The organism is Erysipelothrix sp. HDW6A (assembly GCF_011400295.1).
GTDB lineage: Bacteria > Bacillota_I > Bacilli_A > Erysipelotrichales > Erysipelotrichaceae > Erysipelothrix.
Genome location: NZ_CP049859.1, coordinates 900,022 through 913,069 on the forward strand (window position 1 = coordinate 900,022; position 13,048 = coordinate 913,069).

General features: G+C 35.9%; 11 protein-coding genes and 5 tRNA genes. 10 read left to right on the forward strand and 6 right to left on the reverse strand.

Annotated features, from left to right (window positions below; genetic code table 11):
* Positions 1-49: 49 nt before the first annotated feature.
* Both G7059_RS04495 and G7059_RS04500 read left to right on the forward strand, forming a co-directional pair.
* The gene (locus G7059_RS04495) at positions 50-817 is read left to right on the forward strand and encodes an ABC transporter ATP-binding protein (protein WP_166080899.1); all 768 of its coding nucleotides are present in this window, start codon (positions 50-52) and stop codon (positions 815-817) included.
* Complete coding sequence (locus G7059_RS04500; protein ID WP_166080901.1) at positions 807-2,780, forward strand: ABC transporter permease; 1,974 nt, start codon at positions 807-809, stop codon at positions 2,778-2,780. Before G7059_RS04495 ends, G7059_RS04500 begins: the two co-directional genes overlap by 11 nt.
* Positions 2,781-2,794: 14 nt before the next feature.
* Here the strand turns inward: G7059_RS04500 and G7059_RS04505 are convergent, their stop codons facing one another.
* The 3 genes from G7059_RS04505 to G7059_RS04515 form a co-directional block, all read right to left on the reverse strand.
* Positions 2,795-3,478, reverse strand: coding sequence for a hypothetical protein (locus G7059_RS04505; RefSeq protein WP_166080902.1), 684 nt, complete (start codon positions 3,476-3,478; stop codon positions 2,795-2,797).
* 73 nt (positions 3,479-3,551) lie between these two features.
* Positions 3,552-3,625: transfer RNA gene (locus tag G7059_RS04510), tRNA-Gly, on the reverse strand.
* 6 nt (positions 3,626-3,631) lie between these two features.
* Positions 3,632-3,707, reverse strand: a tRNA-Asp gene (locus G7059_RS04515).
* Between the two features lie 366 nt (positions 3,708-4,073).
* On the opposite strand from G7059_RS04515, the gene G7059_RS04520 reads away from it, so the two are divergent.
* Positions 4,074-4,535, forward strand: coding sequence for a DUF1307 domain-containing protein (locus G7059_RS04520; protein WP_166080903.1), 462 nt, complete (start codon positions 4,074-4,076; stop codon positions 4,533-4,535).
* A 495-nt stretch (positions 4,536-5,030) separates the two neighbouring features.
* The gene (locus G7059_RS04525; protein ID WP_166080904.1) at positions 5,031-5,663 is read left to right on the forward strand and encodes an HAD family hydrolase; all 633 of its coding nucleotides are present in this window, start codon (positions 5,031-5,033) and stop codon (positions 5,661-5,663) included.
* A 40-nt stretch (positions 5,664-5,703) separates the two neighbouring features.
* Here the strand turns inward: G7059_RS04525 and G7059_RS04530 are convergent.
* From G7059_RS04530 to G7059_RS04540, 3 genes are all read right to left on the reverse strand, one after another.
* A tRNA-Gly gene (locus G7059_RS04530) sits at positions 5,704-5,777 on the reverse strand.
* 6 nt (positions 5,778-5,783) lie between these two features.
* Positions 5,784-5,859, reverse strand: a tRNA-Asp gene (locus G7059_RS04535).
* Positions 5,860-5,865: 6 nt separating this feature from the next.
* Positions 5,866-5,956 (reverse strand) — tRNA-Ser (locus tag G7059_RS04540).
* Positions 5,957-6,229: 273 nt separating this feature from the next.
* Here G7059_RS04540 and ytvI point away from each other — a divergent pair.
* The 6 genes from ytvI to G7059_RS04570 all read left to right on the forward strand — a co-directional run bounded on the left by ytvI (position 6,230) and on the right by G7059_RS04570 (position 13,027).
* Positions 6,230-7,330 (forward strand): sporulation integral membrane protein YtvI, encoded by a 1,101-nt coding sequence (ytvI, locus tag G7059_RS04545; protein WP_166080905.1) that lies wholly within the window; start codon positions 6,230-6,232, stop codon positions 7,328-7,330.
* Positions 7,331-7,595: 265 nt separating this feature from the next.
* On the forward strand, positions 7,596-8,012 hold the full coding sequence (gene rpsL, locus G7059_RS04550; RefSeq protein ID WP_166080906.1) for a 30S ribosomal protein S12: 417 nt from the start codon (positions 7,596-7,598) through the stop codon (positions 8,010-8,012).
* A gap of 29 nt (positions 8,013-8,041) precedes the next feature.
* Entirely contained in the window at positions 8,042-8,512 is a 471-nt protein-coding gene (gene rpsG, locus G7059_RS04555) for a 30S ribosomal protein S7 (RefSeq protein WP_166080907.1), read from the forward strand.
* A gap of 33 nt (positions 8,513-8,545) precedes the next feature.
* On the forward strand, positions 8,546-10,615 hold the full coding sequence (gene fusA, locus G7059_RS04560; protein ID WP_166080909.1) for an elongation factor G: 2,070 nt from the start codon (positions 8,546-8,548) through the stop codon (positions 10,613-10,615).
* A gap of 94 nt (positions 10,616-10,709) precedes the next feature.
* Positions 10,710-11,894 carry an elongation factor Tu gene (tuf, locus tag G7059_RS04565; protein WP_166080910.1) on the forward strand — a complete coding sequence of 395 codons (1,185 nt, stop codon included), beginning with the start codon at positions 10,710-10,712 and terminating at the stop codon, positions 11,892-11,894.
* 152 nt (positions 11,895-12,046) lie between these two features.
* Positions 12,047-13,027: an extracellular solute-binding protein gene (locus tag G7059_RS04570; protein WP_166080911.1), complete on the forward strand. Its 981-nt coding sequence runs from the start codon at positions 12,047-12,049 to the stop codon at positions 13,025-13,027.
* Positions 13,028-13,048: the final 21 nt, after the last annotated feature.

The window sequence follows — 13,048 nt, forward strand, 5'->3', positions numbered from 1 at the left end:
GGTAGGTATAGTTGTGAATTATTATACTTACGGTATTGGAGGGTATCACATGAAAACAATTTTAGATGTAAGAAACATTGAGAAAATTTATGGGAAACGCGGTAACGTAACGCACGCTCTTAACGGAGTCTCGTTCAGAATTGATGAAGGTGAGTTTGTGGGGGTTATGGGACCGAGTGGTTCTGGTAAGACGACATTGTTAAACTGTATTGCGACAATCGATACAGTAACAAGTGGTAGTATTTTTGTAGATGGTAAGGATACTACAAAATTAAAGAGTGACCAACTGCAAGAATTTAGAAGGGATGAACTAGGATTTATATTCCAAGACTTTAATCTTCTAGATACACTGACTGCCTACGAAAACATTTCCTTAGCTTTATCCATTCAAGGAAGTCGTCACGCAGATATTGATAAAAGGATTAAAGAAGTTGCAAAGCTATTGGATATTGAAGAACATCTTCAAAAGTTTCCTTATCAGCTTTCTGGTGGGCAACAACAACGTGTTGCGAGTGCTCGAGCAATAATCACGAATCCAAGTCTAATTCTGGCTGATGAGCCTACTGGAGCTTTAGATTCAAAATCGAGCCGTATGCTTCTAGAAAAGCTGCAAGATTTAAATACAGATACAAATGCTACTATTATGATGGTAACGCACGATGCATTCAGTGCAAGTTATGCGAAAAGAATTCTGTTTATTAAAGATGGTAAAGTGTTTAATGAATTGGTTCGTGGTAATAAGTCACGTAAGGAGTTCTTCGATGAGATTATCGATGTAGTAACACTTCTTGGAGGTGACGTTTCTAATGTACTTTAAACTTGCATTAAAGAACGTAAAGAAAAGTTATCGAGACTTTTCTGTATACTTTATTACCTTAACCTTTGCGGTTGCTTTCTTCTATGTGTTTAATTCGTTCGAACAACAACGAGTTATTTTACAATTAAATGAAGTTCAAGGATTTATGTTTGAATCGCTGTCTATCATTATGGATGTCATCTCTGTAATCGTTGCGCTTGTCTTTGCATATTTAATTATTTATGCAAATAACTTCTTGATTAGACGTCGTAAGAAAGAACTAGCGACTTATACTCTACTTGGTATGAAGAAATCAACAATTTCAAAAATATTGATATACGAGTCATCGGTCATTGCTTTTGTATCCTTGATTGTTGGTGTTGCCTTAGGTACAGGCTTATCCCATATATTTGTGCTATTAACGGCCAAAATATTAAGTGTCACTGTTAATTATGGATTTATCTTTTCGATCACTGCACTCATTAAGACAGTAGGTATCTTCGCACTATTATTTGGTGTAGTTATGATCTTTAACAGTCGTGTCCTTAATAAATATAAGCTTATTGACTTACTTCAAGCAGATCGTAAGAATGATGAAACTGTTGTTAAGCAAACGAAACTCTCTGTCTTTGTCTTTATATTAGGAGCAGTGCTCTTAGGAATTGCATATAAATGGGTTCTTATTCCTGGAGAAATAGTCTTTTCACTCTTTCCGATTATTGCATTAGGCATCATCGGTACAGTTCTTGTTTTCAAAGGGCTGGCTGGCTTCATGTTGAAGTTTATTCAAAGTAACAAGAGTGTTTACTATCATGGTCTTAATACATTCGTTTTCAGACAACTAAGTTCAAAAATCAACGTTACCTATAAAACGATGGCCACAATAAGCATTCTTATACTGTTTGGAGTGGGTACGTTGGTAACAGGATTTAATATTAATAATGTATTAGCTTCACAAATTAATCAAAGTATTGCTTCTGACCTCAATGTAGTATTAAAGGATGATTCTAGAAAATTTAAGTATGACCCATCCAGTGTGAAAGAAGAGATTATTACAACTACATATATTGAATCAAATCCTGAAATTGTATCACAATTAGAAACGCTGTCAGGAGGCTCTGAGGTTGTGAAAGTCGCAACTCTACAATATATGAGTGTGAGTGATTTTAATAAACACTTAAAGGAACATGGAGAGAAAGGGATAGACTTAAAAGAAGGTGAATTCTCACTTTCCACAATTCCATACAATATGAATCGCACTACAAAATTCTTACCTGAAATGATTTCGGATGGTAGTGAATTAAAGGTATCAAATGCAAAGCTTAAATATAAAAAAATTGGTGAAGTAAGCAGTTTAATTACCATCAACAATGATTTAAGAAATGTATATTTGATTGTGAACGATTCAGAGTTAAAGACTCTTCTAAATAACCAAAGTATTCAAGTAAGTTCCGTTATGACACGTCATAGTTTTGAACTAAATAAAGATGTAGATTCTTATGCATTCAAAGATAAGTTGGTACATGATAACAATTTGGATGAGAACTCAGACTTAGTACTTTCTGCACAGGAAATGTTGGATCAAATGTCTGGTGTTGAATTAACACTTGCTTATATTTCGATTTACTTAGGTCCTGTATTTCTAATAACCTGTGCTGTCATTCTTGCCTTACAACAACTCTCAGAGGCTACTGACAATAAGAAACGATACAAAGTATTATCGGACCTTGGAGTTGACTCAAAACTTATCAAGTCATCGGTATTAAAACAAATTAGCGTGTATTTCTTAATTCCGCTAAGTATTGGGCTCCTTCATTCTTACGTCGGAGTTAAGGCAGTTGCAGGAAGCTTTACTGCAGCATATAAGGAATCAATCATCTCGTTTGCTCCTACTGTTACAATCTTAGTGTTTGTATTAGGAATATACATGGTCTATTTTTGGATTACTTACAAAGGGAGCCTAGCAATTATTCTAGAAGACTAAAAAAGAGCTGAAATTTAATTCAGCTCTTTCTCTGTATTGATTTCTTTAAATTGATTAAAGTGTTCTAGGTGTAAGATATCGATAAAAATATCGACTCCCTTACCAAAGAATTCGTTGAGTTCTTTGATGTTGTTATTGTATTTTACGGACAGTAATTCTTTAGGATTGATAATTTCCTTACTGATATCATAGCGTAATTGAGCGATTAATAATGCCGCGAGTGCATTCACTTCGTATTTTAGCCAATCAACATCAAGGTCGATTGATCCTTGTAGTGATGAATGATGTTCTTTTAATAAGTTGCTCTCAAAAATTGCTTTTTGTAGATAGATTACACATTGTACCGATGACTCGTGTCCATAAGCTGTTACGAAAGACATAACATCGTTAAAAATTTCATGACCGTCAGGTGTATTAAAATAGGTCGAATATTGTTGTTCATCGTAATCAAGATTATAGAATGCATAGGTTAACTTTTGCAATACTGCTCTTAGAGCTTTATCCTTTTCAAGTTTATTTTGCTGTTCTATTTGTTTCTTCTGATTTTCTCGTATCTTACGGAGTTCGTTTTTCTGTGATTGTTGGTTTCCTATATATGAACTAATGTATCCGAAAAGTGAACTCATTAATACACCGAATAAACTGATAATTGCAGCAACTACTGCTGGTTGATTTTTAAGTTCTTCCCATATTGACATAATGTCACCTCTCTTATCTAGTATACATCATTGAAAGAAATAAAAAACTCACTTTCGTGAGCTTATTTAATATTGGAGCAGGTGAGGGGAATTGAACCCCCGCCTCAACCTTGGCAAGGTCGTGTTCTACCATTGAACTACACCTGCATAAAATGGCGGTCCAGACGGGACTCGAACCCGCGATCTCCTGCGTGACAGGCAGGCATGTTAACCACTACACCACTGGACCATTTCATGCATTTTCCAACGCCTATTAAGAATACCATACGACTTAAGATAGTGCAATACCAAAACAGCAAAAAGTGACGATAAATTTCAAATAAAAATTCCTTTTGATAGAATACAAAGGATATTTCATAAATTACAATATTCTTTTGCATCAAACTAGATTGAGTAATGAATTTTCCTATCATAAGGCAATTAACAGGATTTTTAGAATGCATTAGTTCTATTGTTAGAAAACACAGCCTATATTATTTTGCGTTTCGCATATATTTTGTAGTTTGAATCGAACCTTTTCATATAAAATTCACAAAAGGGAAGACTAAAGCAAAATGATAATGTATACTATTAACATAGTTTATGGAGGAAAAATATGAAGAAACTATTACTTTTAGTATTTGCAGCGTTGCTTTTAGTGGGCTGTGGATCCGATAAGCAGAAGACTACAACAACTGTATGTACAATTGATAAACCATACATAGCATATACATCTGCTAAACAAACAATCATTTCTGAGGGAGATATTGCAAAAAAAGTTAGCTTTGAAGGCATTATCGTTGCTCCCAGCAAAGAAGAATTAGATGAAGCAATCCCGTTATTTGATGCAGGACTTAAATCCATTAATTCTTTGGACGGAGTTACAGCAAAATATGAACGTATAGATGAAGTGACTATTAAAGATATTGCAGAATATGATTTAGAAAAAACAAGCATTGACACATTGAGTCAAATTGGTTTAATGCAAACAACAACAGATTCTAAAGTTAAAGTAATTTCTGTAGAACAAACAACCAACCTTCTTACATCTAATGGGTTTACTTGTAAAGCTGAATAGACTTTTATTAGCTTGATTATATTTGGACGCACAAAGCGTCTTTTTTAATGCATATACGAATAATAGAAACTCTATACTCTACAAATTAATTATATTGAGACTTATTTAACAAAGAACTATTTTGGAGTTTAACTATGATTGGGCTAAGTTTTTTTAGGATACGTGGCAGATTGGTTAATTACGAACTATGATTTCATTCAGTCAGGTTTGGAAAAAGGCATCGATTGTTTATTTAGAATGTGCATTTATCTTTTTTAGTGGTGATAAATAAGATAGAATATAATCTTTATGCTAATTAGTTACGATAAATTTCAAATATAGATTCCTTTTGATAGAATACCGCGAATATCCATTGAAACTAAGGTTTTAATAAATGATGAACTGAAGTATTTTGGTATCAATCACTAATAAAGCATACATTAAGTTCTTTGGGAAACTATCAAATAGTTAAGCTGTGTTACAATATTACTATATAGTATAAAGTGAGGATTCAATATGAAATACAAAGCGGTAATCTATGATATCGACGGAACAATTCTCAACACTTTAAATATGAATATGATTCCCTTAATACAAATAATAAAAGAAGAAACTGGGGAAGAGTGGTCTTTTGAACGTGTGTTAAAGTATGCTAGTTATCCTGGCCTTAAAGTAATTGAAGAATTGGGTGTGGAAAATCCAGAGCTTACCTATCAACGATGGGTACAATACGTCAATGAGTTTGAAGGTGGAGCGAGTCTTTATGGTGGGTTTCTAGAAGTATTTGATGCCTTCGAGAAGCGTGGCATCACCCAAGCGGTAGTATCGGCAAAGACAAGAACTCAATATGCTATTGATATGGAATCAAAAGGATACAATCGATATATGAAGGTAGAAGTACTTGCGGATGATATTAATCAAGCTAAACCAAGCCCAGAATCATTATATAGATGTCTGGAACTGTTAGATATGCAAGCTCATGAGGTTATCTATATTGGTGATGCTGTGAGTGATTATGAAGCTGCAAGTAGTGCAGGTATTGATTTTGGATATGCTCGATGGGGTAGTACTTCTTCAGAAGGAATTGTAAATCCTGATTATGTATTTGAAAAACCTATTGATATCTTGAAATTGCTTACTGAAGCATAAAAAAACAACTCATAGGAGTTGTTAGTTGTAATTTCGTCTTTGGAGCAGGTGAGGGGAATTGAACCCCCGCCTCAACCTTGGCAAGGTCGTGTTCTACCATTGAACTACACCTGCAAAGAATGGCGGTCCAGACGGGACTCGAACCCGCGATCTCCTGCGTGACAGGCAGGCATGTTAACCACTACACCACTGGACCATTGAATGGCGGAGATGGAGAGATTTGAACTCTCGCGCCGGTTACCCGACCTATACCCTTAGCAGGGGCACCTCTTCAGCCTCTTGAGTACATCTCCACATGTGCTTAATTCTTTGCTGAATGCTTATACATACTATCATAAGAAAAAGTTCATGGCAATACTAATCTATTAAAAAACTATAATTTTCATATCTATTTTATCTAAGAGTGATATCTGATTAATATATAGATAATATTTAGTAATATTTATGGTAGCTTAGCCTTAAGCGAATGAATATATTAAAGGAAAAGAAAACTTTCTACTATTTCCCTTTTTATTAAAGAGCTTGTCATGTATAATTTAAGAAATAACTATTTATGGAGGAATCTAATGCCAATAGAGAAAAAAAGAGAGTTTATAATTAATTTTGTATATTACGCCATAACGTTTGGGTTAGCGTTTTTTGTCTTTAGATTCTCTGTGAAGTATCTAATGCCATTTATTTTCGGATTTTTCATTGCTTTTGCATTGAAACCAATCGTTAATCGTTTAATTAAAATGTTTGGCGAGAATAGTTTTGTTCGCATTGCAGTCATATTGATTTTCTATATAATAGTAGGACTAGCAATTTTCGGAATATTCTTTGGTGTTGTTACTGTTGTTGAAAGAGTATCAAGCACATTACCAAGAGTATTTAACGAATCCGTTATGCCTCTACTTAATAACCTTATTGATTATACTGAAGATCTCTTGAATTCTCTAAGCCCAGAAATGCTTGTTGAATTGGAATCTGTATTCGATTCAATTATCGCAAGTCTCAAGGGTTGGATTGGTAATTTCTCTAAAACTGGCCTTGATTGGTTAACTGGATTTGTTGGATCAGTTCCAAGTATGTTAATTAGTATCTTAATTTCAATCATCTCATCATTCTTCTTTACTTTAGATTATCAACCAATCGTAAATAAAGTCTTATCCATGTTACCAAAACATTGGGCAGAACTCGTGTTTGATGTGAAATCTAGTTTTAAAAACACAATTGGAAAATATCTTATTGCTTATGGAAAACTAATTACGCTAACATTTATCGAATTATCAATCGGCTTCCTTATAGTAGGTATCGACAATGCTATTCCCTTAGCGGCAATGATTGCGGTAATAGATATACTACCTGTTCTTGGAACGGGTACAGTTATGATACCTTGGTTTATTATCGAGTTTATCAGGGGTAATATTAGTTTAGGTATCGCACTCTTTGTAATCTATATAATAATTACAGTCATTCGTAATATTCTTGAACCTAAACTAGTGGGTGATCAAATTGGACTTCATCCTTTAGTTACACTAGTTTGTATCTTTGTAGGATTAAGACTAGCTGGATTTGCAGGGATGTTTGGCTTACCAATTGCAGTGACAATTATTAAGTCGCTTCATGATCAAGGAAAAATCTTATTCTTTAAACGATTAAAAGCAGAAGAAGAATCAATGTCATAAGACACTGATTCTTTTTTTATCGTTTAGCTATTTATCTATAGAGCAGTATGCTAAAATAGTCCTTGTAAAGCAAGTGCGTGTGCACTATTTAAATTTACATGCTTTTTTTATCATTTCTGAGTGAAAAAATGTTGACATTTAGTCTTAGTATGATAAGATGGTTAAGCTTATACATTAATACTGGGTTTCCTGTGTGGAGACCTCAATAATGTAAAGAGCTCGGCACACTTGGAACTGTGTGCATATAGAAGGAAGGAGACAATTAATGCCTACAATTAATCAATTGATTACACATGGTCGTACCCGTCGTGTTTATAAATCAAAATCACCGGCACTAGGTCGTAGTTTGAATACGATTAAACGTCAAACAACTCAAGTTAATAGCCCACAAAAACGTGGAGTATGTACACGTGTTGGTACAATGACACCTAAGAAACCTAACTCAGCTTTACGTAAATATGCGCGTGTTCGTTTGAGTAATGGTATGGAAGTTACGGCTTACATTCCTGGAATTGGACATAACCTACAGGAACACAGTGTCGTGTTAATTCGTGGTGGTCGTGTTAAAGACTTACCAGGGGTTCGTTATCACATCGTTCGTGGTACACTGGACTGCGCTGGAGTTAATGACCGTCGCCAAGGCCGTTCATTATACGGTACAAAAAAACCTAAAGCAGAATAATTACATCAATAGTGAGAGGAGTGAATTAAATGCCTAGAAAAGGACAAGTCCCAAAACGAGACGTCGTTGCTGACCCAATATACAATTCAAAATTAGTAACGCGTTTAATTAACAGAATCATGGTTGATGGTAAAAAAGGTTTAGCACAATCAATTCTGTACAATGCATTTGCAATTATCGAAGAAAAAACAGGACGCCAACCAATGGAAGTCTTTGAACAAGCTCTAGACAACGTGTTACCAGTTCTTGAACTGAAAGCTCGTCGTGTTGGGGGTTCAAATATTCAAGTTCCAATCGAAGTTACTCAAGAACGTCGATTAACACTTGGACTACGTTGGATCGTTCAATATTCACGCACACGTGGCGAGAAGACAATGGAACAACGCTTAGCAGCTGAAATCATTGATGCTTCAAACGGCACAGGTGCTTCAGTTAAGAAACGTGATGACATTCACAAAATGGCAGAAGCTAACCGAGCATTTGCACATTATCGTTTTTAATTTAGTTAACGGGAAAGGAGAATTAATAGCCTTATGGCACGTGAGTTTACATTAGACAATATGCGTAATATCGGGATTATGGCCCATATTGACGCTGGTAAAACAACAACCACAGAACGTATCCTTTACTATACAGGCCGTACACACAAGATTGGGGAAACTCATGACGGTGCTGCTACAATGGACTGGATGGCACAAGAACAAGAACGTGGTATTACCATTACTTCCGCGGCTACAACAGCTGCATGGAAAGGTCATCGTATTAACATCATCGATACTCCAGGTCACGTTGACTTTACAGTTGAGGTAGAACGTTCATTACGAGTACTTGACGGAGCAGTAACAGTTCTTGATGCTAAATCAGGAGTTGAGCCACAAACTGAAACAGTTTGGCGCCAAGCTACAAAATACAACGTTCCACGTATCGTGTTTGTTAATAAGATGGATGCTACTGGAGCCGATTTCTACATGGCTGCTGGTACAATCGTTAATCGATTAGGTGCTAAATCAGCACCAATTCAACTACCAATCGGAGTTGAAGACAACTTTGTTGGATTAATTGATATTGTTCAACAAGAAGCACATATGTTTGCTGATGTTTCACAAAAAGAAGATGACATTGTTGAGATTCCTGAGGAATTCAAAGCACAAGTCGCTGAAGCTCGTGAAGCATTATTCGAACAAATTTCAGATTTTGATGAAGAGTTTATGATGATGATCCTTGAAGGTGAAGAACCAACAGTTCCTCAAATCAAGGAAGCAATTCGTAAAGCTGTTATCAGTGGTGAATTCTTCCCAGTACTTTGTGGTGCTGCTTATAAGAATAAAGGTGTTATCGCAATGCTTGATGCAGTTATCGATTACTTACCTTCACCAATTGATATTCCACCAGTTAAAGGTACATTACCAAACGGTGAAGAAGCAGTTCGTGAATCAAGTGATGATGCACCATTCTCAGCTTTAGCATTTAAAGTTGCAACTGACCCATTCGTAGGTCGATTGACATACTTCCGTGCTTACTCAGGAGTTGCAGAATCAGGTTCAGCAGTTTACAACTCATCAAAACAAAAAAGAGAACGTTTCGGCCGTATTATGCAAATGCATGCTAACCACCGTGAAGAAATTCAAAATGTTTACGCTGGTGAAATTGCAGCTGCAATCGGTTTAAAAGTTACAGGTACAGGGGATACACTTTGTGATGAAAAACACGAAATTATCCTTGAATCAATGATCTTCCCAGAACCAGTTATCAACGTCGCTGTTGAACCAAAAACAAAAGCTGACCAAGATAAGATGGGTCTAGCTCTTGCAAAACTTGCTGAAGAAGATCCAACATTTAAAACATATACTGATGAAGAAACAGGACAAACAATCATCGCTGGTATGGGTGAGCTTCACCTTGACATCATCGTTGACCGTATGAAACGTGAATTCAAAGTTGAAGCTAATGTTGGTGCTCCACAAGTTGCTTATCGTGAAACAATCCGTAAAGCAGCAGAGTGTGAAGGTAAATTCGTACGTCAATCTGGTGGTCGTGGACAATACGGTCACGTATGGATTAAGTTCGAACCAAACCCAGGAAAAGGTTTCGAATGGGTTGATGCAGTTGTTGGTGGTACAGTTCCTCGTGAATATATCAAACCAGCACAAGAAGGTTTAGTATCAGCACTTGAAGGTGGTTTAATCGCTGGATATCCTGCAATTGATATTAAAGCTACATTATTTGATGGATCAAGTCACGATGTTGACTCCTCAGAAATGGCATATAAGATTGCTGCAAGTTTAGCACTTCGTGAAGCTGCTAAGAAATGTGATCCTGTACTTCTAGAACCAATCATGGATGTAGAAATTACAGCTCCTGCAGAATACTTAGGTGCAGTAATGGGTGATATCTCTTCACGTCGTGGACAAATCCGTGACCAAGAAGAACGTAACAATGCAGTTACTGTTAAAGCGTTCATCCCATTGTCAGAAATGACAGGTTATACAACTGACCTTCGTTCCTTTACACAAGGACGTGGTAGTTCATCAATGCAATTTGATCACTATGATCAAGTACCTAAGAGCATTGCTGAAACAGTTGCAAAGAAGAAAAATAACTAGTTATATATATTCTTAATACGTATTGATTTTATCAGTCGTTTATCTTAATATATAGTTGATAGGCAATGAATTTAAAATATAGGAGGAAATTGCAATGTCAAAACAAAAATTTGATCGTTCTAAACCACACGTAAACGTTGGTACATTAGGACACGTTGACCACGGTAAAACAACACTTACTGCTGCTATTACTACAGTATTAGCTAAGAAGAATGGTAGTGAAGCATTTGCTTACGACCAAATCGATAAAGCACCAGAAGAAAAAGAACGTGGAATTACAATCTCAACATCACACGTTGAGTACGAAACAGAAGCACGTCACTACGCACACGTTGACTGCCCAGGCCATGCTGACTATGTTAAAAACATGATCACAGGTGCTGCACAAATGGACGGTGCTATCTTAGTTGTTTCAGCAACAGACGGACCAATGCCACAAACACGTGAGCACATCCTTTTAGCTAAACAATTAGGTGTTCCTTACTTCGTAGTATTCTTAAACAAATGCGACATGGTTGATGACGAAGAGTTAATCGACTTAGTTGAAATGGAAGTTCGTGAAGCATTATCAGAGCAAGGTTACGATGGAGATAACGCACCAGTTATCCGTGGTTCCGCTCTTAAAGCTCTTGAAGGACAACCAGAATGGGAAGAAAAAATTGTTGAATTAATGAATGCTGTTGACGAATTCGTTCCAGAACCAGTTCGTGATACAGACAAACCATTCTTAATGTCAGTAGAAGACGTATTCACAATCTCAGGTCGTGGTACAGTTGCTACAGGACGTGTAGAACGTGGAGTTATCAAATTAAACGAAGAAGTTGAAATCGTTGGTATCCGCCCTACATCAAAAACTGTTGTTACAGGTATCGAAATGTTCCACAAAATGTTAGACTCAGCTATGGCTGGTGATAACGTTGGAGCACTTCTACGTGGTGTTAACCGTGAAGAAATCGAACGTGGACAAGTTCTTGCAAAACCAGGAACAGTACACCCACACATGAAATTTAAAGCTCAAGTATATATCTTGAGTAAAGAAGAAGGTGGACGTCATACACCATTCGTTAACAAATACCGTCCACAATTCTATTTCCGTACAACAGACGTAACAGGTACAATCTTATTACCAGAAGGTACAGATATGGTTATGCCTGGTGACAACATCGAAATGGAAGTTGAATTAATCGCTCCAATCGCTGTTGAACAAGGTACAACATTCTCAATCCGTGAGGGTGGCCGTACAGTTGGTGCTGGAAACGTTACAGAAATTATTAAATAATTTTTGTTAAACTAGATAAAATTAAAGAAGAAACTCAATGTTTCTTCTTTTTTTATAATTTCGTTCAATTTTGATTTTTATGACTTCTAAGTGAACAAAAAATAGATACAATTGCACATATATATGATATACTTCACTGAGTGGAGGCGCTTATGAAAAAATTGTATATGGTTTTAGTTGTTATAGCTATAGCGCTAGTCTTTGTGCTTAGACAACAAGAAAGTGACACAATTATTATATACTCAAGTGCGGAGCAGTTTCGTAACGATGAGTTACAAAGTCAATTAAATAAAAAATTCCCAGAGTTAAATGTTCGTGTAATGTATACACCTACAGCTAAAGCAGCTGCAAAGCTCTATGTTGAAGGGAAAGATTCTGATGCTGATATCGTATTAGCATTAGAGACAAGTTATATGAACAAAATTATAGATTCACTTGCAGATATTGAAGGATATAGTAAAGCTGATTATCTCCCTGGTTTCGGACCAGAAACACATAACAATAAATTTGTTACATGGGAACGTCAAGCAGCATCGATTGCAATTAATCCTGATGTGCTAGCTAAGTATAATTTACCCGCTCCAACTAGTTATGAGGATTTACTTGATCCAATGTATAAAAACTTGGTAGCAATGCCTGATCCTAAATCTAGTGGTACAGGATATATGTTCTATAAGAATGTAGTAAATATGCTCGGTGATGAAGCAGCTTTAGAATATTTTGATAAACTAGCGAAGAACGTTAAACAATTTACAGAATCTGGATCAGGTCCAGTGAAGCTTCTTAACCAAGGTGAAGTAGCAGTAGGGATTGCTTTAACATTTCAAACAGTTAAAGAAATTAATAAAGGAATGCATCTTGAAGTTATATTCTCAGAGTGGGGCTCACCTTACTCATTAACAGGTACAGGTATTGTGAGTGGCCATGAGTCTAACCCAGATGTTATCCGTGTCTACGATTTCTTAGTGAATGATTTTATTTATTACGATAAAGAAAATTTTTCTCCAGAAAGAATTATGAAAAATCAGAAGAATCTTATTGATAATTATCCTACTGATTTTGATTATGCTGATATGACAGGTATTGATAGCATTCAAGAAAAGGAACGACTACTAAGTATGTGGAAGTTCTAATCTAAGTATTATTGAGGGTAT